The following is a 20,568-nucleotide window of genomic DNA, read 5'->3' on the forward strand; positions in this document are numbered from 1 at the left end:
CTGGAAATCAGCCGCGTTCGCCGCTCAGCCACTGCAACTGGACTTCGTGCTGACCACGGTCATCGGTGACGAACACCGTACCGTCGCTGATCATCACGTCCCACTTGATCACCCGCGGCATGTCCTGGGCGAGGGTCTCCAGCACATCCTGGGGAACGGCCGCGATGTGCACGTTTTTCAGGTTCTTGATCGCCGGGATCACTTTGCCTTCCCAGACGCGCAGGCTGCCGTAGGCCAGCAGGCTAGTGCGCTCGGTGCGGCGCGAGCACCAGGTCAGGCGGTCGACGTCCGGCTGGCCGACTTCGATCCAGTGCAGGACACGGTCATCCAGGCTCTTTTCCCACAGGGCCGGCTCGTCGACGTCCGACAGACCACGGCCAAACGACAGTTGCTCGTTGTACCAGAGGGCGTAAGCCAACAAGCGCACGGCCATGCGCTCTTCGGTTTCCGACGGATGACGGGCGATGGTCTGCTTCACCGACTCATAGATGCTGCGGTCGAGGTCGGTGAGGTTCAGTTCAAACTTGTAGGTCGTGGACGGCTGGGCCATGAACGGGCTTCTTGATACGTGGAAAGGCGGCAAGTCTAACCGATGCGGCGACTAATCAACGAATTGCTGACCATCATCATTGCGCGTCTGACGGCTGGCTGTGCTAAAACGCTCTACCAGCCCAGCCTTTGTCCTACAGGATCCAGCATGTCGTCCGCCGCCAAACCTCTCTCCGGTCTGAAAGTCATTGAATTGGGTACGTTGATCGCCGGGCCGTTTGCCTCGCGCATCTGCGGCGAATTCGGGGCCGAGGTGATCAAGATCGAATCCCCCGATGGCGGCGATCCGCTGCGCAAGTGGCGCAAGCTGTATGAAGGTACTTCGCTGTGGTGGTTCGTCCAGGCGCGCAACAAGAAATCCCTGACCCTGAACCTGAAACACCCGCAAGGCCTGGCGATCCTGAAGAAACTGCTGGGCGAAGCGGACATCCTGATCGAGAACTTCCGCCCGGGCGTGCTGGAAAAGCTCGGCCTGGGCTGGGACGTCTTGCACGCGCTGAACCCGAAACTGGTCATGGTGCGCCTGTCGGGCTTCGGCCAGACCGGGCCGATGAAAGACCAGCCAGGTTTCGGCGCCGTGGGTGAATCCATGGGCGGCCTGCGCTACATCACCGGTTTCGAGGACCGCCCGCCCGTGCGCACCGGGATCTCCATCGGCGACTCGATTGCCGCGCTGTGGGGCGTGATCGGTGCGCTGATGGCCCTGCGTCATCGTGAAGTCAACGGCGGCCTCGGGCAAGTGGTGGACGTGGCGCTGTACGAAGCCATTTTCGCCATGATGGAAAGCATGGTCCCGGAGTTCGACGTGTTCGGTTTTATCCGCGAACGCACCGGCAACATCATGCCGGGCATCACGCCCTCCTCGATCCACACCAGTGCCGACGGCAAACATGTGCAGATCGGTGCCAATGGCGACGCGATCTTCAAGCGATTCATGCAGGTGATCGGCCGCGACGACCTGGCCAATGACCCGCAGCTGGCCAGCAACGACGGGCGCGACAGTCGTCGCGACGAGCTCTATGGGGTGATTGATCGCTGGGTCAATTCATTGCCGCTGGACACCGTCATGCAGCACCTGAATCAGGCCGAGGTGCCTGCCAGCCGGATCTTCAGCGCCGAAGACATGTTCAACGATCCTCAGTACCTGGCCCGGGAAATGTTCCTCAAGGCCAAGCTGCCCGATGGCAAAGACTTCAAGATGCCGGGCATCGTGCCGAAACTCTCTGAAACACCTGGCACTTCGCAATGGGTCGGGCCGCAGTTGGGCGAACACAATGTGCAGGTACTCAACGATCTTGGCTACGACAGGGAACAGATCGAACAGCTGCGTCAAGACGGGGCCATCTAAGCTGAGGCGCCCGCGCTCACCACTCGCCCCGCACTTGCTGGCGCACGGGGCAAGGGCGGTCTGCGCGTGCGCTTTGGTATGGCTGTTCGCCGTGCCGCCGGCCTTGGCCCAGCCCAGGGAAACCATGATCTGGCTGTTGCGCGACCTGCCGCCGCTGATGATTTTCGAAGGTCCGAAAAAAGGCCAGGGCGTCATCGACCAACTGATGCCGTTGCTGACCTCCAGCATGCCCCAGTACCGGCACATCCTGCTGCGGGTCAATCGCGCCCGCGCCCTGCAGATGCTCCACGAACCGTCCCTGACGTGCGATGCGGCCCTGAACTGGAGCAAGGAACGCGAGCGCTGGATCGTCTTCTCGCTCCCGGTGTTCCGCGCCATGAGCAATGGCCTGGCCGTACGCCGGGTCGATCATGAAGTGATCGAACCTTACTTGCAGAACGGCGAGGTCGACCTGGCGGCCCTGTTGAACAGTGGCCGCGAACAGTTGGGCATCATCGGCGAGCGCAACTACGGCACCTACCTCGACTCGCTGCTCAAACAGGCACCGGCCGAGGTGCTGACCCAGCACTATGGCAACGATGCCCTGGGCAGCCTGTTGCAGATGCAACGCCTGGGGCGCCTGCGGTTCCTGCTGGGCTATCGCTCGGAAATCCGCTATCAGGCCCAACAGCAAGGGATTGCCGAGGATGAATTGCAGTTCTATCCGATTCTCGGCGCGGAGAAGTATCTGTCGGGTTACATCGGCTGCAACGACACCCCGGGCGGGCGGCAGGCCATCAGCGAAATCAACCAGCTGCTGCGCAAGCTGCCCCACGATCAATTGAGCCAGGCCTACGCCGCCTGGCTCGACCCGGAGAGCCGCAGCGCCTACCTGGAAGAGTCCAGGGCGTACTTCGAGCAACAAGGGCGGCCATGACAAATCGCAGGCAAAAAGAAACCCCGAGAAGTGGGGAGACGACTCGGGGTTAAACGTGGCCTGTACAAAGACCAGTAGCAGCAAGCGACAAACACCGGAGCACAATGCTTGTGTCCTGCTGTTACATGCTCTGACTGACCTTGGGCCAGTAAGGTTCCCGTGAAAAAAAATTCACTTACGCGTGGGTTGGGAGCTTTTCCTGCGCGGCGTTGCGCAAGGCGGCGATCACGCAGGGCTCCAGGCGCCCTTCGGCAATCAGCAGGTCGCGGTGCAGGCCGTCGACCACATCGGTCAGCAGGCGTTTGTCCGTCAGCTGAGACTGGTTGAATTCCCGCTCGACCACGATAGCGCCCGTGGCGCTCTTCAATGTCACCAGGCATTCGCCATGGGCACCCGACGGGGTCAATGTCACCTGATACGGGCTCAGAGCCTCACCGAGCAATAGGCAGATACTTTCCATCTCGATCACCACTCAATAGTCCGAAAACGAAGTGCCAGGGGCGTGTCTACAGTAAATGACCGCCAGCACGAGAAGAAAGTTCGGGATGCAGAGCACGCGTTCGCGTCTCTGGTCTACGGAGGATGCATGGCAAAGATGACAGGGAAAAAACAGCGGGGGGGCGTTGGTCGGGAGGTTAGCTGCACGCCGCCCTCCCTGTAGGAGCGAGCTTGCTCGCGATCGCGGTGTGCAGGCAGCACTGAGTTGACTGATACACCGCTATCGTCGGAACGCCGCCCGGAGCAAGCTCGCTCCTACAGGGGGCCGAAATTACAACGGCTTGCCGCGATTACCGTGTTGGCTGACGAAGCTCTGCACGGCTTTCAGGTCGTTCGGCAGTACGGTGCAACGCTCGTCGCGCTCGAACAGGTCCGCCAGGTGCGCCGGCAGTTCCAGGGCCTTGCCAACGCCGGCCTTTTCCACGGCATCCGGGAATTTGACCGGGTGTGCGGTACCCAGGATCACCATCGGGATCTCCAGACTGCGGCGGCATTCGCGCGCGGCCTTGACGCCGATGGCGGTATGCGGGTCCAGCACTTCGCCGGTCTGGGCGAACACTTCGGCGATGGTTTCGCAGGTTTGCGCGTCATCCACGGCCAGCGAGTCGAACAGCTTGCGCGCTTCGGTCCAGCGCTCCTGCTCGACGGAGAAGCCGCCGCCCTGCTTGAAGCTGTCCATCAGCCCGGCGATGGCCGCGCCGTTGCGACCGTGCAGGTCGAACAGCAGGCGCTCGAAGTTCGACGAAACCATGATGTCCATCGACGGCGACAGCGTGGCGTGCAGGGTTTCCTTGACGTACTGGTTGCCGCTCATGAAGCGGTGCAGGATGTCGTTGCGGTTGGTGGCGACGATCAACTGGTTGATCGGCAGGCCCATGTTGCGTGCCAGGTAACCGGCGAAGATGTCGCCGAAGTTGCCGGTCGGCACCGAGAACGACACCGAACGCGCCGGGCCGCCCAACTGCAGGGAGGCGTGGAAGTAGTAGACGATCTGGGCCATGATCCGCGCCCAGTTGATCGAGTTCACCGCCACCAGGCGAGTGCCCTTGAGGAAACCCTGGTCGGCGAAGCTCGCCTTGACCATTTCCTGGCAGTCGTCGAAGTTGCCTTCGATGGCGATGTTGTGGATGTTCTCGCCGAAGATCGTGGTCATCTGCCGACGCTGCACTGCCGATACACGGTTGTGCGGGTGCAGGATGAAGATGTCGACGTTTTCGCAGTGCTTGCAGCCTTCAATGGCAGCCGAACCGGTGTCGCCGGAGGTGGCACCGACGATCACCACGCGCTCACCACGCTTTGCCAGCACATAGTCGAGCAGGCGGCCGAGCAGTTGCAGGGCGAAGTCCTTGAACGCCAGGGTCGGGCCGTGGAACAGCTCCAGCACCCACTCGTTGCCGTTCAACTGGCGCAGCGGCGCCACGGCGTTGTGGGCGAAGACGCCATAGGTTTCTTCGAGGATTTTCTTGAAATCGGCATCCGGGATGCTGCCGGTGACGAACGGGCGCATCACCCGGAAGGCCAGCTCGTGATACGGCAGGCCGGCCCAGGAAGCGATTTCTTCCTGGGTGAAACGTGGCAGGTTTTCCGGGACGTACAGACCGCCGTCGGTGGCCAGGCCAGCCAGCAGGACGTCTTCGAAATTCAGGGCCGGTGCCTGGCCGCGGGTACTGATGTAACGCATGACTGACTCCAATGGACAGTGTTCGCAAAGCCGGGCCCGCAAGCAGGCCCGGTCAATGGCTTAGTTCAGGTGCTCGACGCGGATCCGCACCACCGGCCCGACCACGCCCGCCAGGGCTTCGAGGGCGGCGATGGCATCGTTGATGTGCTGTTCGAGCACACGGTGGGTCAGCAGGATCATCGGCACCAGGCCGTCATGCTCTTCGACTTCTTTCTGCATGATCGACTCGATGTTGATGCCGCGCTCCGACAGGATGCTCGCCACCTGGGCCAGTACGCCCGGATGGTCCTTGGCCTGGATGCGCAGGTAGTAGGCGCTTTCGCAGGCTTCGATCGGCAGGATCGGATGGGCCGACAGCGAATCCGGCTGGAACGCCAGGTGCGGCACGCGGTTTTCCGGGTCGGAGGTCATGGCGCGAACCACGTCCACCAGGTCGGCGATCACCGACGAAGCGGTCGGCTCCATGCCGGCGCCAGCGCCGTAGAATAGGGTCGAGCCAGCAGCGTCGCCGTTGACCATTACCGCGTTCATCACGCCATTGACGTTGGCGATCAGGCGATCGGCCGGAATCAGCGTCGGGTGCACGCGCAACTCGATGCCGGCAGCGGTGCTGCGCGCCACGCCCAGGTGCTTGATGCGATAGCCCAGCGCTTCGGCGTAGTTCACGTCGGCGGTGGTCAGCTTGGTGATACCTTCGGTGTACGCCTTGTCGAACTGCAGCGGGATACCGAACGCGATGGACGCCAGGATCGTCAGCTTGTGCGCCGCGTCGATGCCTTCGACGTCGAACGTCGGGTCGGCTTCGGCGTAACCCAGTGCCTGGGCCTCGACCAGCACGTCTTCGAAGGTGCGACCCTTCTCGCGCATTTCCGTCAGGATGAAGTTGCCGGTGCCGTTGATGATGCCCGCCACCCAGTTGATGCGGTTGGCGGACAGGCCTTCGCGGATCGCCTTGATCACCGGAATGCCACCGGCCACGGCGGCTTCGAACGCAACGATCACGCCCTTCTCACGCGCCTTGGCGAAAATTTCATTACCGTGAACGGCGATAAGCGCCTTGTTCGCGGTGACCACATGCTTGCCATTCTCGATGGCCTTGAGTACCAGCTCGCGGGCAACGGTATAGCCGCCCATCAGCTCTATGACGATGTCGATCTCAGGGTTCGTGGCCACTTCGAAGACATCGGTGGTAATCGCAATACCGGTCGTTTGGAACTGAGGCTTTGGCGTGCGAATGGCAATTTGCGCCACTTCGATCCCACGCCCGGCACGACGAGCAATTTCCTCGGCGTTGCGCTGAAGTACGTTGAAGGTTCCGCCACCGACGGTCCCTAACCCACAGATGCCTACTTTGACCGGTTTCACTGTGAACTCCCCATAAAACGACCGACACGAGGCCGGCCGTGAAAACAGCCGCAGGTTCGCGGCTCTCTATTGATGGCCCGGCAATGCTGCCGCCGGACCATGATCGCCGGGGACAGGCCCCGACGATGCGAAATTACTTCGCGCCCAACGCCAGTTTGGCGACTTGTGGCGCAGGCTGGTAGCCCGGAATCACCTGACCGTCGGCCAAAACGATGGCCGGCGTGCCGTTCACGCCAATCGACTGGCCCAGGGCGAACTGTTTGGAAACCGGGTTATCGCACTTGGCGGCCTTGATTTCCTTGCCATCGACCATCTTGTCCATGGCCGCTTTCTTGTCTTTGGAGCACCACACCGCCTGCAACTGCTCGTCACCCGGCGAACCCAGGCCCTGGCGCGGGAACGCCACGTAGCGCACTTCGATGCCGCGCTTGTTCAGCTCGGGCACTTCGGCGTGCAGCTTGTGGCAGTACGGGCAGGTGGTGTCGGTGAACACGGTGATGTGCGACTTGGTTTCGCCGACAGCCGGGTAGACCACTGTCTCAGCGACCGGAATGTCGTTGATCAGCTTGGAAATGCCCAGGCGCTCGGTTTTCTCGGTCAGGTTGACCGGCTTGCCGTCCTTGAGCTGGAACATGTAGCCCTGCACCACGTACTGGCCGTCGGCGCTGGCGTAGAGCACGCGGCTGCCCTTGAGCTTGACTTCGTACAGGCCCGGCAACGGGCTGGCGGAGATGCTTTCTACCGGTACTTCGAGCTGGAGGTTTTCCAGGCTTTTACGAATGGCTTTGTCTGCCGCATCGTCGGCGACGGCAAAGGTACTGACCAACGCAATGGCTGCGGCGGCGAAAATCTGGGTCAGACGCATGAGAACTCCTGAAGGCGGACAGATGGAACGATCAGAACGCCCGTGCCGGAACACCGGGTCTCAACCTTCCATCGTGCAAACCGGCAAAGCCTACCACAGTAAGGCGCGTGGGGCCGAATGCCGGTGATGCAAGGCATTGCTCAGCGATCGTTTGCCGTGAGGAACCGCTTGTCTGTGGGAGCGAGCCTGCTCGCGATAGCGGAGTGTCAGTCAACATCGTTTTTGACCGATGTACCGCTATCGCGAGCAGGCTCGCTCCCACAGTGAGGGGTGGAACATCTTCACCCGCGCGGATGGTGTTTGGCATGCAGGTCCTGCAACCGCGCCCGCGCCACGTGGGTGTAGATCTGGGTGGTCGAGAGGTCGCTGTGGCCCAGCAGCATCTGCACCACCCGCAGGTCGGCGCCGTGGTTGAGCAAATGCGTGGCGAAGGCGTGACGCAGGGTGTGCGGCGACAGCGACTTGCCGATCCCGGCGACCTTGGCCTGGTGCTTGATGCGGTGCCAGAAGGTCTGGCGGGTCATCTGCTCGCCGCGCTGGCTGGGGAACAGCACATCGCTGGGGCGACCACCGAGCAGCTCGGCACGGCCATCACGCAGGTAGCGCTCGACCCAGGCGATCGCCTCCTCGCCCATGGGCACCAGCCGCTCCTTGCTGCCCTTGCCCATCACCCGCAGCACACCCTGGCGCAGGTTGACCTGTTCCAGCGTCAGGCTGATCAGCTCGGTCACCCGCAGGCCGCAGGCGTAGAGCACTTCGAGCATGGCGCGATCACGCTGGCCGATGGCTTCACTCAGGTCCGGCGCCTTCAACAGCGCCTCCACATCCGCTTCCGACAGGGATTTGGGCAGCGGCCGGCCCAGTTGCGGCATGTCCACGCGCAACGTCGGATCGACGGCAATCAGCTTTTCCCGCAGCAGATAGCGATAGAAGCCACGCACGCCGGAGAGAAAGCGCGCGGTGGAACGCGGCTTGTAGTTTTGCTCCAGGCGCCAGGCCAGGTGATCGAGAATCAACTCGCGACCGGCGTTGATCAGTTCCAGGTCCTTGTCCTGCAACCAGCCGTTGAACAACGCCAGGTCACTGCGATAGGCGTCACGGGTGTTGTCGGAGAGACCTTTCTCCAGCCACAGCGCATCGAGGAACTGGTCTATGAGGGGATGATCAATGGCAGGCATGGAGGCTCGGGCGAAAGCGGCAATACGGTCGGGAACGATAAATCGCGGGCAACAAAAAAGCAGCCCGTAGGCTGCTTTTTTCTGCATCGGAAGCTGGACTTAAGCCAGTTTTTCCTTGATGCGAGCTGCTTTACCCGACAGGTCGCGCAGGTAGTACAGCTTGGCTTTACGTACGTCACCGCGACGCTTGACAGCCATGCTGTCGATTTGCGGGCTGTAGGTCTGGAAAGTACGCTCTACGCCAACACCGTTGGAGATTTTACGAACGGTGAATGCACTGTTTACGCCGCGGTTACGCTTGGCGATTACAACGCCTTCGAACGCTTGCAGACGCGAACGGTCGCCTTCCTTCACTTTCACCTGAACGACAATGGTGTCGCCCGGGGCAAAGGTAGGGATCTCTTTGGTCATCTGCTCTGCTTCGAGTGCAAGGATGATTTTGTTAGTCATGCTGTGCTCCTAAGGTAAATCGTCTGATCTACCATCAATACGTTGTTAACTATCGTCCCGCTCGCGGAGATATTCCTCGAGCAGCTTCTTCTCTTCTCCAGAAAGCGAGCGGCTTTCCAGAAGATCGGCGCGTCGTTCATAGGTCCGACCAAGGGACTGCTGTAAACGCCAACGCCGGATGTGCGCGTGATTGCCACTTAGCAATACGTCGGGTACACGCTGATCCGCATACACCTCAGGTCGGGTGTAATGCGGGCAATCCAGCAGACCATCCGTAAAGGAATCTTCCTCGGCGGAGTCCGCATGCCCTAAAGCTCCAGGCAGCAGTCGTGTAACCGCATCAATCAGGACCATCGCCGGCAGCTCGCCGCCAGACAGTACATAGTCGCCAATCGACCACTCTTCATCGACATGAGCCTCAATAAAACGCTCGTCAATGCCTTCATAACGACCGGCAATCAGGATCAATGCATCCAGATTCGCCAGATCGCGTACCGCCGACTGAGTCAGTTGACGGCCTTGGGGGGACAGGTAAATCACCTTCGCCGCCTCCCCGGCTGCTGCCTTGGCCTGAACCAGAGCATCTTCCAGGGGCTTGATCTTCATCACCATGCCCGGACCACCGCCAAATGGGCGATCGTCCACAGTGTGATGTCGATCCGTCGTGTAGTCTCGCGGATTCCAACAGGTCAGCTGCAACAGCCCCTGTTTCACCGCCCGACTGGTGATGCCGTACTCGCTGATGGCGGAGAACATCTCGGGAAACAGACTGATCACTTCTACGCGCAAGTTAGCCACGCTTAGAAATCCGCGTCCCAATCCACCTTCATCTCGCCCGCACCCAGGTCGATGGCCAACACGCATTGCTCGGTATACGGCAACAGGCGTTCGCGATCATCCAGGCTGCCAGCGCAAGGCTTGACCACCATTACATCATTGGCGCCGGTTTCCAGAAGGTGATCGACCTTACCGAGCAATTGCCCGAGGGTGTCGATGACCTTGAGACCTTCCAGCTGGTACCAGTAGTACTCGCCGTCGGTCAATTCAGGGAACAGGTTGCGCGGCACGCAGATCTCATAACCGGCCAGAAGACGTGCTTCTTCTCGATCATCAAGACCCTTGAGCTTCGCGACCAGGAACTTGTCGCTCCCGCGTCCACTGACCAGCTCGACCTGTTTCACACTACCTTCGCGCTTGAGCGTCCAGGTCTTGTATTGCAACAGGTTTTCTGTCGGATCAGTAAAGGAATACACCTTCACTTCGCCGCGAACGCCATGAACAGAATAAATTTTGCCGATAACGATCAAATCATCAGCAACAGCTGGCGTCGCGTTCATATTGCTCAGGCCGCAGCCTTGGCAGCGTCCTTCAACAACTGAGCAACACGCTCAGAAGGTTGTGCACCAACGCTCAGCCAGTAGGCTACGCGCTCTTGGTTCACGGACAGACGAACTTCCTGGCCACGAGCGATAGGGTTGAAGAAACCAACCTGCTCTTTGTGCGAACCGTCGCGCGGGTTGCGGCTGTCGGTTACGGTCAGGTGGTAAAACGGGCGCTTTTTGGAGCCGCCAAGGGCAAGACGGATTGTTAGCATGTGAACATCGTTCCTGTAGTCGGTGCTGCAAATCTAAAGGCACAGCGGGCATGGGTGCCCGAAAGGCCGCATATTCTAAGGAATATCCGGACTTTTGCAAATGACTTTTTCCGGCGACCTATCGGACGCCTTGCAGATTTGCTATAGAGCCGTCGTTGAAAACGGCCTGTCGGCTCCCGCCAAGCGCGGGTTTACCGTTTGTCCCACATTTCTGTGGATCAGCGCCGACAGGCTGCCGGCGCGAATTCCTTACATTTTCGGCATGCCGCCGCCGGGCAACATACCGCCCATGCCGCGCATCATTTTGGCCATGCCGCCTTTGGCGGAAAACTTCTTCATCATCTTCTGCATCTGCTTGTGTTGCTTGATCAAGCGACCGATGTCCTGCACCTGGGTGCCGGAACCCATGGCGATCCGACGCTTGCGCGAACCGCTGATCAGCTCAGGGTCGCGGCGCTCGGCCGGGGTCATGGAATTGATGATGGCTTCCATCTGTTTGAACTGTTTCTCTGCCGCCGTCTGGGCGTTGCCCATCTGCGCCAGGTTGACACCGCCGATGCTCGGCAGTTTGTCCATGAGGCCGCCGAGGCCGCCCATGTTCTTCATCTGTTGCAACTGATCGCGGAAGTCTTCGAGGTCGAAGCCCTTGCCCTTCTTCAGTTTCTTGGCCAGTTTGTCGGCCTTTTCCTTGTCGAGGGTCGCTTCGGCCTGTTCGATCAGGCTGAGCACGTCGCCCATGCCGAGGATTCGCGAGGCGATACGCTCGGGGTGGAACGGTTCGAGCGCTTCGCTCTTCTCACCCATACCGATGAACTTGATCGGCTTGCCGGTGATGGAACGCACCGACAGCGCGGCACCGCCACGGGCGTCACCGTCGACCTTGGTCAGGATCACACCGGTCAGCGGCAGCGCATCGCCGAAGGCCTTGGCCGTGTTGGCGGCGTCCTGGCCGGTCATGGCGTCGACCACGAACAGCGTTTCGACCGGGTTGACCGCGGCGTGCAGGGCCTTGATCTCGCCCATCATCTCTTCGTCGATGTGCAGGCGACCGGCGGTGTCGACGATGACCACGTCGATGAATTTCAGCTTCGCTTCTTTAATAGCCGCCTGGGCGATCTCGACCGGCTTCTGGCTCAGGTCCGACGGGAAGAACGTCACGCCGATGTCGTTGGCCAGGGTTTCCAGCTGCTTGATCGCCGCCGGACGGTACACGTCCGCAGACACGACCATTACCGACTTCTTCTTGCGCTCCTTAAGGAAGCGCGCCAGCTTGCCGGCGGTGGTGGTCTTACCAGCGCCCTGCAAACCGGCCATCAAGACGATGGCAGGTGGAACGGCACTCAGGTTCAGGTCTTCGTTGGCCGCGCCCATCAGGCTTTCGAGTTCGGCCTGGACGATTTTCACGAAGGCCTGGCCCGGGGTCAGGCTGCGCGACACTTCGGTGCCGACGGCACGTTCCTTGACCGAGTTGACGAAGTCCTTCACCACCGGCAGGGCAACGTCGGCTTCGAGCAACGCCATGCGCACTTCACGCAGGGTGTCTTTGATGTTGTCCTCGGTCAGCTTGGCCTTGCCGGTGACATGGCGCAGCGTCTGCGAGAGACGGTCGGTTAGGTTTTCAAACATTGCGCGATCCTTTCAGGCCCTGTGTAGACCGGGATAATGGCGGCCCTGAGCGAAAAAACGGGTGCTCGGCGAGCCTGCGGCGTGGGCAGGTCGCGGATTATAGCGAAGACTGCGTCTGGCGCACACCTCGCACTTTCGTGCCGTGGGGGTTCTATGCCAAACTCAGCGCCTTTCGGGCTTGCCTAACAGGACTTATGCTCCCCTTGTCACCCAGTTTGCTTACCACGCTCGCCGCCGCCTGTTTGTATGCCGCTGCGACTATCTATCAGGGCACTCGCCTGGCCTCCGGCGCCAAGGCGAACAAGCGTCTGCTGGTCACGCTCGGCGTGCTGGCCGTCCTGGCACACAGCGCCAGCCTGTTCACCCACCTGTTGACCCCCATCGGCCTGGGCCTGGACTTTTTCAGCGCCGCCAGCCTGATCGCCGCCGCGGTCATCGCGCTGACGCTGCTGGCCTGTTCGCGCATTCCGGTGGAAAACCTGCTGATCCTGCTGTTCCCGCTGGGCGCGGCGACGGTGCTGCTCGCGCAGTTCGCCCCCGCCGGCACGGTGCAGGTGATCGACGAAGAGCCGGGTATCCTCGCGCATATCCTGCTGTCGATCCTTGCCTACGGCATGTTCACCATCGCGGTGTTCCAGGCGTTGCTGCTGCTGGTCCAGGACCATCAGCTCAAGCACAAGCACCCGTCCGGGCTGATCAAAAACTTCCCGCCCCTGCAGACCATGGAAAGCCTGTTGTTCGGTTTTCTCTGGGCCGGCTGGAGCCTGCTGTCGCTGTCGCTGATTTCCGGATGGCTGTTCGTCGACAACCTGTTCGCCCAGCACCTGGTGCACAAAACCCTGCTGGCGTGCCTGGCGTGGGTGGTGTTCAGCGTGCTGCTCTGGGGGCGCAATCGCCTGGGCTGGCGCGGCCACAAGGCCATTCGCTGGACCCTGGCCGGCTTCTGCCTGCTGATGCTGGCGTATTTCGGCAGCAAGCTGGTTCGTGAATACATCCTGCACATCTGACAGGCGGCATTAATGGACGACTTGCCCATAGGACCGATGCTCGCCGTAGTGGCCCTGCTGATTTTATGGTCGGGGCTGTTCACGGCCATCGAGGCCGCACAGCAACATTTGCTGGCGCAACGCACGGCTTCGCGCTCCAGTGACAAGCCGGTGGCAAGACTGAGCTTCCCGCTCAGCAGCCTGATCTTCTGCAATACCTTGTGCCGGGCGCTGGTGGTGGTCATCAGTACCCTGCTGGCACTGTTCTCCTGGGCGGAAAAGGGTCCGTGGGCCGCCTGCCTCGGCGCCGGCGCGCTGCTGCTGGTGTTCGCCGACTACCTGCCACGCGCCCTCGCCGCCCGTTACCCGGACGCGACCCTGTCACTGGGCAATACCCTGCTCGGCGTTCCGCTGAAAATCATCTACCCCGCCGCCTGGCTGCTCGATGGCCTCAGCCAGCTGCTGATGCGCCCGTTCGCCCGCAAAGCCAAGGTGGTGCAGCAGAGCGAAGAAGAGCCACCGCAGGACCGTCACGACGACCCGGACAACCCGGTCTGCCGCCCGCACGCGCTGCCGGGCATCCACGCGCTGGACAACATCACGGTCAACGACATTCTGGTGCCACGCAGTGAAGTCGACGGGATCAACCTGGACGACTCCCTCGAAGAGATCATCGAGCAACTGCGCAACAACCGGCGCACACGCCTGCCGCTGTTCCACGCTGACATCAATCAGGTGGAGGCCGTGCTCAATACCCGGCAGATCCGCCACCTGCTGCCCGACGGCAACCTGACACGCGAAGCGTTGCTCGCCGCCAGCTACGACCCGTATTTCGTGCCGGAAAGCACGCCACTGCAGCTGCAACTGCTGAATTTCCACAAGCAGCAACGGCGCCTGGGCATGGTGGTCGACGAGTATGGCGAAGTGCTGGGCATCGTCACCCTGGAAGACATCCTCGAAGAAATCGTCGGCGAATTCGAAAGCCAGCACAGCCTGCACAATCCGCACATCCACCCGCTGGCCGACGGGCGCCTGGTGATCGACGGCGCGGCCTCGATCCGCGACTTGAACAAGAGCCTGGGCTGGCACCTGCCCAGCGACGGCCCGAAAACCCTCAACGGGCTGGTCACCGAGGCGCTGGAGACCATTCCGGACAGCTCGGTCTGCCTGAACATCGGGCGTTATCGACTGGAAATCCTGGAAACCGAAGACAACCGCGTGACCCGCGTACTGATCTGGCACACCAGCCCGGTCCCCGCTGCGCAGTAAGCCCCGCAGATAGAGCCCGCTCCTGCACGGGTTCGCCCTTGTTCAATCGTTAGCCGCCTTCCTATAATCCCACCACGCTTACCCAAGCCCCGCCTTACCCCGTGCTACCCGCACCCCCGCTGCAAACCCACATCCCTGGGTGTTCGAACATAATAATTCGCTCCACTGGAGCACATGACTGTCAGGGACAACCGCATGACCACCAGCACGACCTATACCGAAACCACGCCTGAACAACCGACGAACTCGGCCACCCGCGTGGCCACCGCCAGTTTCATCGGTACCGCCATCGAGTTCTACGACTTCTATGTGTACGCCACCGCCGCCGCCCTGGTGATCGGTCCGGTGTTCTTCCCGCAGACCTCCGGCACCGCACAGATGCTGTCGGCGTTTCTGACCTTCGGTATCGCTTTCCTCGCGCGGCCCCTGGGTTCGGCGCTGTTTGGCCACTTCGGTGACCGCATCGGGCGCAAATCGACACTGGTCGCCTCGCTGCTGCTGATGGGCGTGTGTACCACGTTGATCGGCGTGCTGCCGGGCTACGACAGCATTGGTGCCTGGGCACCGATCCTGCTCTGTGTGCTGCGTTTCGGCCAGGGCCTGGGCCTGGGTGGTGAATGGGGCGGCGCAGCGCTGCTGGCCACGGAGAATGCGCCCAAGGGCAAACGCGCCTGGTTCGGCATGTTCCCGCAACTGGGCCCTTCGATTGGCTTTCTGGCTGCCAACGGCCTGTTCCTGACCCTGGCGATGGGGCTGGACGACGAACAGTTCCGTTCCTGGGGCTGGCGGATTCCCTTCCTGCTCAGTGCTGCACTGGTGATGGTCGGCCTGTATGTTCGCCTGAAACTGCACGAAACCCCGGTTTTCGCCAACGCCATGGCGCGCCAGGAACGGGTGAAGATGCCGCTGATCGAACTGTTCAGCCAGTACTGGGCACCGGTCCTGCTGGGTGCCGGGGCGATGGTGGTGTGCTACGCGCTGTTCTACATCTCCACGGTGTTTTCCCTGAGCTACGGCGTGTCGACGCTGGGCTACACCCGTGAAACCTTCCTCGGCCTGTTGTGCTTCGCCGTACTGTTCATGGCCGCCGCCACCCCGCTGTCGGCCTGGGCCAGCGACCGTTACGGGCGCAAGCCGATCCTGATCCTCGGCGGCGTGCTGGCGATCCTGTCGGGCTTTCTGATGGAACCGCTGCTGACCCAGGGCTCAACCTGGGGCGTGGCACTGTTCCTGTGCATCGAACTGTTCCTGATGGGCGTGACCTTCGCCCCGATGGGCGCGCTGCTGCCGGAACTGTTTCCGACCCACGTGCGTTATACCGGCGCGTCAGCGGCCTACAACCTGGGCGGCATCGTCGGCGCCTCGGCAGCACCGTTCTTCGCGCAGAAGCTGGTGGCGATGGGCGGGTTGAGTTATGTCGGCGGGTATGTGTCTGGGGCAGCGGTGCTGAGCCTGCTGGCGGTGCTGTGCCTGAAGGAGACACGCAATAACGATTTGAATCGGGTGGATTGATAGATCGCTATCGCGGGCAAGCCCGCTCCTACAAGGGCATAAATCCCCTGTAGGAGCGAGCTTGCTCGCGATGCGGTGTGTCAGTCACATCAACTTTTCTGACACACCGCATCGCGAGCAAGCTCGCTCCTACAGGTACAGGTGCAGGTACAGCGGTTAGAGCTCTACCTTGACCGCTTGCGAAGCACGGGTCGCCTTGGCGCGTGCCGCTTCGATCGACTCGTCCCGCGCCAGGGCCACGCCCATGCGGCGCTGGCCGTTGACTTCAGGCTTGCCGAACAGGCGCAACGCCGTATCTGGCTCGCTCAGGGCTGCGCCCAGGTTGGCGAACGCGGTCTGGGTCGACTGACCTTCCACCAGGATCACCGCCGAAGCCGATGGCCCGAACTGACGGATCAATGGAATCGGCAGGCCGAGAATGGCGCGGGCGTGCAGGGCGAACTGCGACAGGTCCTGGGAAATCAGGGTCACCAGGCCCGTATCGTGCGGACGCGGCGATACTTCGCTGAACCACACCTGGTCGGCTTTGATGAACAGCTCGACACCGAACATGCCACGGCCGCCCAGGGCTTCAGTGACCGCCTTGGCCACGCGCTCGGACTCTGCCAGCGCCACCGGGCTCATGGCCTGTGGCTGCCAGGATTCCTGGTAGTCGCCCTTCTCCTGACGGTGACCGACCGGCGCGCAGAAGGTGGTGCCGCCGACGTGACGCACGGTCAGCAAGGTGATTTCGTAGTCGAAGTCAATGAAGCCTTCAATGATCACGCGGCCTTTGCCAGCGCGACCGCCTTCCTGGGCGTAATCCCACGCGGCCTTCACGTCATCGGCGCTGCGCAGCAGGCTCTGGCCCTTGCCCGACGAACTCATGACCGGTTTGACCACACACGGGAAACCCAGGTCCTCGACGGCCTTGCTGTAGTCCTCGAAGGTGTCAGCGAAGTGGTACGGCGAGGTCGGCAGGTCCAGCTCTTCGGCGGCCAGGCGACGGATGCCTTCACGGTTCATGGTCAGTTGCGCGGCGCGGGCGGTCGGCACCACGGTGAAACCTTCGGCTTCCAGTTCGACCAGGGTCGCGGTGGCGATGGCTTCGATTTCCGGCACGATGAAGTGCGGCTTCTCGGCTTCGATCACCGCACGCAGGGCGGCGCCGTCGAGCATGTTGATCACGTGGCTGCGGTGCGCCACCTGCATGGCCGGCGCGTCGGCGTAGCGGTCCACGGCAATCACTTCAACGCCCAGGCGTTGCAGCTCGATCACCACTTCCTTGCCCAACTCGCCACAGCCACACATCAATACGCGGGTCGCGGTGGGCGACAATGGAGTTCCGATACGGGTCATCTCAGGTCCTCGAAGAAGCGGATCATCGAGGAAAGCGCCAGGCGCGCTTTCCAAGGGAAGAAAGCGCGGCATTTTACATGAACCGCAGGGTTTGGCTTCAGCTGGCGACAGCCTGTTTGCGGTTGCGCCACGCCATGATCAGCCAGACGGCGGTGACCCCGGCGAATTTCGAGCCCATGGCAGTGAGGATCACCGGTGCGGTGAAGGCGTCGATCATGCCGAAAAAGATGAAGGTATCGAGCGGAATGCTCAGGGCCGAACTTATCCACAGGCGGTCGTGCAGCGGGCGCTTGGTGATGGTGAACACCAGCCAGTCGATGCACTCCGAGACGGCGAACGCCGTGGCGCTGGCCAGGGCGATGGACGGGTCGGAGGTGACATACGACAGCACCAGCGCCACCAGCATGGCCACGATCGCGCCATGGCCGAAGCGGATCTGCACCATGTCGCGCAACACGAACACCAGCCCGCCCCAGGCGGACCAGATGATGTCCAGGTGGGGAGCGGTGGAAAAGGCGTAGTTGATCAGCACGACGCTGCTGATGTAGGCGATCAGGAAGAGCATTTGAGGTTGGGGTATCTGGAACGGGTGGTGCAGGGTACTTGAGAGCGGGGGTTGGGGCCAAGTGATGCGGCGACTGTGAAGGCCCTATCGCGAGCAGGCTCGCTCCCACAGGGAGTCTTCAGTGCTCAGAAGATCTCCTGTGGGAGCGAGCCTGCTCGCGATGGGCACACCTCAATTCCCGGACTTGTCCCCCACCATCCAAAGCACCCCACTGGCTTTGGCCCGCTCATGGCACAACCCCAGCACCCGGCGCCGCTCGTCGTTATCCATGCGGCTCCAGCCGGTGATTTCCTGCACCGTGCGCTGGCAGCCGATGCAGATGTCATCGTCGTCCAGCGCACAAATGCTCACGCAGGGCGACAGGACCGGGCGTTCCGGGGTGGTCATTGTTCCTGCTCGGCCAGGTCACGGGCGTAACGCTGGGCGTTATGCACATAGTGGGCGGCGCTGGCTTCGAGCATTTTCTTCTGCGCCTCGGTCAGTTCGCGCACGACCTTGCCGGGCGAGCCCATGACCAGCGAACCGTCGGGAATTTCCTTGCCTTCGCCGATCAGCGAGTTGGCGCCGATGATGCAGTTTTTACCGATCTTTGCGCCGTTGAGGATCACCGCGTTGATGCCGATCAGGCTGTAGTCGCCGACCGTGCAGCCGTGCAGCATGGCGTTGTGGCCGACGGTGACGCCGGTGCCGAGGGTCAGCGGGTAGCCCATGTCGGTGTGCATCACCGTGCCATCCTGGACGTTGCTGTTCTTGCCGATCAGGATCAGCTCGTTGTCGCCCCGCAGCACGGCGTTGAACCAGACGTTGGCGCCCTCTTCCAGTTTGACCTTGCCCACCAGCACGGCGTTGGGAGCAACCCAGCTCTGTGGGTGGGTTTCGACGCGGGCGTCGCCCAGGCGATATTTCATTGTTATGTCCTCAGGGCTCGGGCTGGCCATACGAGCGATGGCTTCAGGTATTGATAAAACTCTTGGGCGGCTGATGCAGGCTGATGCGGGCGTCGTACAGCAGGTTGATCAACTCGACGATCATGATCGCGGTCAGCCCCCAGATCTTGTATCCGCCGTAACGATAACTCGGCACGTACCAGCTACGCCCCTGATAGTCGATGCGGTGGGTATGCTCGCGCGGGTCCTCGCGGAAAAACTCCAGGGGCACGCTGAACACGGCGGCGATTTCGGCATCGTTGGCCTGGTATTCGACGAAATCCGGGATCACTCCCACATAAGGCGTGACCTTGATCCCGTGCAGCGAGATCAGGGGACTGAGCGGGCCGATCACCTCGACCAGCCCCGGCGGCAGGCCGATTTCCTCTTCGGCTTCACGCAGGGCGGTGAAAATCAGGTCCGGATCTTCAGGGTCGCGACGCCCGCCGGGAAAGGCCACTTCGCCGCCATGGGTCGAGAGCCCGCTGGCGCGCAGGGTCAGGACCAGTTCCGGTTCGTCACTGCGAGTGATAGGCACCAGAACCGCGGCCTCGGGGAACCGCTTGTCGGTCTCCAGTGTGCGGGGGGTGTGGTTACTTACTCGATGCAGTAGCTCGTCCAGCATGAGTCTTCTCGATTCGTTCTCTGCCTTGCATCATGCACCAATCACACCGACCGCCCAACCCCCGAACGGCCACGTGTCGCTAAACGACAACTTGCGACAGGCACCGCCACACGCCAAGATGCACGGCAAGATACGCGCCATAGCCGCGGCCCCAGGAACCCGAGCATGAAATTTTGCAGTCAGTGCGGCAACACGGTCACCCAACGCATTCCCGAAGGCGACTCGCGCCTGCGGTATGTCTGTGACAGCTGTCAGACCATTCACTACCAGAATCCCAATATCGTCGCCGGCTGCGTACCGACCTGGGGCTCGAAAGTGTTGTTGTGCCGTCGCGCCATCGAACCAAGGCTCGGCTACTGGACCCTGCCCGCAGGCTTCATGGAAAACGGCGAGACCATCGAGCAGGCGGCCATTCGCGAAACCGCCGAAGAAGCCTGCGCGCGCGTCCGTAATCTGAGCATCTACACCCTGATCGACGTGCCGCACATCAGCCAGGTGCACGTGTTTTTCCGCGCGGAACTCGCGGATCTGGATTTTTCCGCCGGCCCCGAGAGCCTCGAAGTGGCCCTTTTCGACGAAGACGAGATCCCGTGGTCCGAGCTGGCTTTCCGCACGGTGGGCCGTACCTTAGAATGCTTCTTCGCTGACCGGCGGGCCGAGGTCTACCCCGTGCGGTCCGAGTCGATCCCGCCGCTGGTCCAGCCTGCCATCACCTGAAACACTCAATAACGAAAATATCGGCGTCACTTCTGGGGAATTGTTTCAATGCGTTGGTTGCTTGCCCTGTTCTGCCTGTCGCTCGCTGCTGTGTCCCAGGCTTCCGCCGTGGGCACCTACGACGGCAAAGTCATCGAGAAAGTCCTGGTGCTCAAGTCCGCCCATCAATTGCAATTGATCAACGACGGCAAACCACTCAAGACCTATCGCATCTCCCTGGGCAAAGGCGCGAAAAAAGGCCCCAAGCTGATCGAAGGCGACAAACGCACGCCCGAAGGCTTCTACTGGCTGGACTGGCGCAAGACCAGCGACAAATTCAACCTGTCGATGCACATTTCCTACCCGAACATCAGCGACTCGGCCCGTGCCCGGCGTGAAGGCGTCGATCCGGGCGGGATGATCATGATCCACGGCACGCCGGACTCCGAGGAAAACCCCGAAGACCTGTTCCACACCCTGGACTGGACCGACGGCTGCATTGCCTTGCGCAACGTTGATATGCGCGAGGTGTGGAACCTGGTGCCGGATGGGACGATGATCGAGATTCGGCCTTGATATTT

General features: G+C 61.6%; 23 protein-coding genes. 7 read left to right on the plus strand and 16 right to left on the minus strand.

The window, feature by feature from the left end; all coding sequences use genetic code 11:
• Positions 1 to 7: 7 nt before the first annotated feature.
• Positions 8 to 550, minus strand: coding sequence for a YaeQ family protein (locus ABVN20_RS08145; protein WP_368555131.1), 543 nt, complete (start codon positions 548 to 550; stop codon positions 8 to 10).
• A 147-nt stretch (positions 551 to 697) separates the two neighbouring features.
• Here ABVN20_RS08145 and ABVN20_RS08150 point away from each other — a divergent pair, with 147 nt between their 5' ends.
• Both ABVN20_RS08150 and ABVN20_RS08155 read left to right on the plus strand, forming a co-directional pair.
• Entirely contained in the window at positions 698 to 1,897 is a 1,200-nt protein-coding gene (locus ABVN20_RS08150) for a CaiB/BaiF CoA transferase family protein (RefSeq protein ID WP_368555132.1), read from the plus strand.
• Entirely contained in the window at positions 1,824 to 2,813 is a 990-nt protein-coding gene (locus tag ABVN20_RS08155) for a TIGR02285 family protein (RefSeq protein WP_368555134.1), read from the plus strand. Before ABVN20_RS08150 ends, ABVN20_RS08155 begins: the two co-directional genes overlap by 74 nt.
• Positions 2,814 to 2,988: 175 nt before the next feature.
• Here the strand turns inward: ABVN20_RS08155 and ABVN20_RS08160 are convergent, their stop codons facing one another.
• The 10 genes from ABVN20_RS08160 to ffh all read right to left on the minus strand — a co-directional run bounded on the left by ABVN20_RS08160 (position 2,989) and on the right by ffh (position 12,070).
• The gene (locus tag ABVN20_RS08160) at positions 2,989 to 3,273 is read right to left on the minus strand and encodes a DUF3509 domain-containing protein (protein WP_368555135.1); all 285 of its coding nucleotides are present in this window, start codon (positions 3,271 to 3,273) and stop codon (positions 2,989 to 2,991) included.
• A 309-nt stretch (positions 3,274 to 3,582) separates the two neighbouring features.
• The gene (gene thrC / locus ABVN20_RS08165; RefSeq protein ID WP_368555137.1) at positions 3,583 to 4,992 is read right to left on the minus strand and encodes a threonine synthase; all 1,410 of its coding nucleotides are present in this window, start codon (positions 4,990 to 4,992) and stop codon (positions 3,583 to 3,585) included.
• 60 nt (positions 4,993 to 5,052) lie between these two features.
• Positions 5,053 to 6,357 carry a homoserine dehydrogenase gene (locus tag ABVN20_RS08170; RefSeq protein ID WP_201194139.1) on the minus strand — a complete coding sequence of 435 codons (1,305 nt, stop codon included), beginning with the start codon at positions 6,355 to 6,357 and terminating at the stop codon, positions 5,053 to 5,055.
• 133 nt (positions 6,358 to 6,490) lie between these two features.
• On the minus strand, positions 6,491 to 7,222 hold the full coding sequence (gene dsbC, locus ABVN20_RS08175) for a bifunctional protein-disulfide isomerase/oxidoreductase DsbC (protein WP_368555138.1): 732 nt from the start codon (positions 7,220 to 7,222) through the stop codon (positions 6,491 to 6,493).
• Positions 7,223 to 7,503: 281 nt separating this feature from the next.
• Entirely contained in the window at positions 7,504 to 8,400 is an 897-nt protein-coding gene (gene xerD, locus ABVN20_RS08180) for a site-specific tyrosine recombinase XerD (RefSeq protein ID WP_368555140.1), read from the minus strand.
• A 99-nt stretch (positions 8,401 to 8,499) separates the two neighbouring features.
• Positions 8,500 to 8,850 carry a 50S ribosomal protein L19 gene (rplS, locus tag ABVN20_RS08185; protein ID WP_003175895.1) on the minus strand — a complete coding sequence of 117 codons (351 nt, stop codon included), beginning with the start codon at positions 8,848 to 8,850 and terminating at the stop codon, positions 8,500 to 8,502.
• Between the two features lie 45 nt (positions 8,851 to 8,895).
• Positions 8,896 to 9,648: a tRNA (guanosine(37)-N1)-methyltransferase TrmD gene (gene trmD, locus ABVN20_RS08190; protein WP_368555141.1), complete on the minus strand. Its 753-nt coding sequence runs from the start codon at positions 9,646 to 9,648 to the stop codon at positions 8,896 to 8,898.
• A 2-nt stretch (positions 9,649 to 9,650) separates the two neighbouring features.
• Positions 9,651 to 10,187 (minus strand): ribosome maturation factor RimM, encoded by a 537-nt coding sequence (gene rimM / locus ABVN20_RS08195; RefSeq protein WP_368555143.1) that lies wholly within the window; start codon positions 10,185 to 10,187, stop codon positions 9,651 to 9,653.
• Between the two features lie 5 nt (positions 10,188 to 10,192).
• Positions 10,193 to 10,444 (minus strand): 30S ribosomal protein S16, encoded by a 252-nt coding sequence (gene rpsP, locus ABVN20_RS08200; protein WP_262114813.1) that lies wholly within the window; start codon positions 10,442 to 10,444, stop codon positions 10,193 to 10,195.
• Positions 10,445 to 10,693: 249 nt separating this feature from the next.
• Complete coding sequence (ffh, locus tag ABVN20_RS08205; protein WP_368555144.1) at positions 10,694 to 12,070, minus strand: signal recognition particle protein; 1,377 nt, start codon at positions 12,068 to 12,070, stop codon at positions 10,694 to 10,696.
• A 194-nt stretch (positions 12,071 to 12,264) separates the two neighbouring features.
• Between ffh and ABVN20_RS08210 the strand changes: the two genes are divergently transcribed.
• The 3 genes from ABVN20_RS08210 (at position 12,265) to ABVN20_RS08220 (ending at position 15,837) form a co-directional block, all read left to right on the plus strand.
• Entirely contained in the window at positions 12,265 to 13,077 is an 813-nt protein-coding gene (locus tag ABVN20_RS08210; RefSeq protein WP_368555145.1) for an inner membrane protein YpjD, read from the plus strand.
• A gap of 12 nt (positions 13,078 to 13,089) precedes the next feature.
• Entirely contained in the window at positions 13,090 to 14,325 is a 1,236-nt protein-coding gene (locus ABVN20_RS08215; protein WP_368555146.1) for a transporter associated domain-containing protein, read from the plus strand.
• 195 nt (positions 14,326 to 14,520) lie between these two features.
• The gene (locus ABVN20_RS08220; RefSeq protein WP_368555148.1) at positions 14,521 to 15,837 is read left to right on the plus strand and encodes an MFS transporter; all 1,317 of its coding nucleotides are present in this window, start codon (positions 14,521 to 14,523) and stop codon (positions 15,835 to 15,837) included.
• Positions 15,838 to 15,993: 156 nt separating this feature from the next.
• Here ABVN20_RS08220 and purT read toward each other — a convergent pair whose 3' ends face one another.
• The 5 genes from purT to ABVN20_RS08245 all read right to left on the minus strand — a co-directional run bounded on the left by purT (position 15,994) and on the right by ABVN20_RS08245 (position 19,291).
• Entirely contained in the window at positions 15,994 to 17,175 is a 1,182-nt protein-coding gene (gene purT / locus ABVN20_RS08225) for a formate-dependent phosphoribosylglycinamide formyltransferase (protein ID WP_368555149.1), read from the minus strand.
• Positions 17,176 to 17,272: 97 nt separating this feature from the next.
• Positions 17,273 to 17,740 carry a preQ0 transporter gene (locus ABVN20_RS08230; protein ID WP_368555151.1) on the minus strand — a complete coding sequence of 156 codons (468 nt, stop codon included), beginning with the start codon at positions 17,738 to 17,740 and terminating at the stop codon, positions 17,273 to 17,275.
• A gap of 171 nt (positions 17,741 to 17,911) precedes the next feature.
• Entirely contained in the window at positions 17,912 to 18,127 is a 216-nt protein-coding gene (locus ABVN20_RS08235; protein WP_368555152.1) for a DUF1289 domain-containing protein, read from the minus strand.
• On the minus strand, positions 18,124 to 18,648 hold the full coding sequence (locus tag ABVN20_RS08240) for a gamma carbonic anhydrase family protein (protein ID WP_368555154.1): 525 nt from the start codon (positions 18,646 to 18,648) through the stop codon (positions 18,124 to 18,126). Before ABVN20_RS08240 ends, ABVN20_RS08235 begins: the two co-directional genes overlap by 4 nt.
• A 43-nt stretch (positions 18,649 to 18,691) precedes the next feature.
• Positions 18,692 to 19,291 (minus strand): CoA pyrophosphatase, encoded by a 600-nt coding sequence (locus ABVN20_RS08245; RefSeq protein ID WP_368555155.1) that lies wholly within the window; start codon positions 19,289 to 19,291, stop codon positions 18,692 to 18,694.
• A 165-nt stretch (positions 19,292 to 19,456) separates the two neighbouring features.
• Between ABVN20_RS08245 and ABVN20_RS08250 the strand changes: the two genes are divergently transcribed.
• Together ABVN20_RS08250 and ABVN20_RS08255 are read left to right on the plus strand one after the other, a co-directional pair.
• Positions 19,457 to 20,008: an NUDIX hydrolase gene (locus tag ABVN20_RS08250; protein ID WP_368555157.1), complete on the plus strand. Its 552-nt coding sequence runs from the start codon at positions 19,457 to 19,459 to the stop codon at positions 20,006 to 20,008.
• Between the two features lie 48 nt (positions 20,009 to 20,056).
• Positions 20,057 to 20,563: a murein L,D-transpeptidase family protein gene (locus ABVN20_RS08255; RefSeq protein ID WP_368555158.1), complete on the plus strand. Its 507-nt coding sequence runs from the start codon at positions 20,057 to 20,059 to the stop codon at positions 20,561 to 20,563.
• Positions 20,564 to 20,568 lie beyond the last annotated feature (5 nt).

The sequence above is a fragment of the Pseudomonas sp. MYb118 genome, assembly GCF_040947875.1.
Taxonomy (GTDB): domain Bacteria; phylum Pseudomonadota; class Gammaproteobacteria; order Pseudomonadales; family Pseudomonadaceae; genus Aquipseudomonas.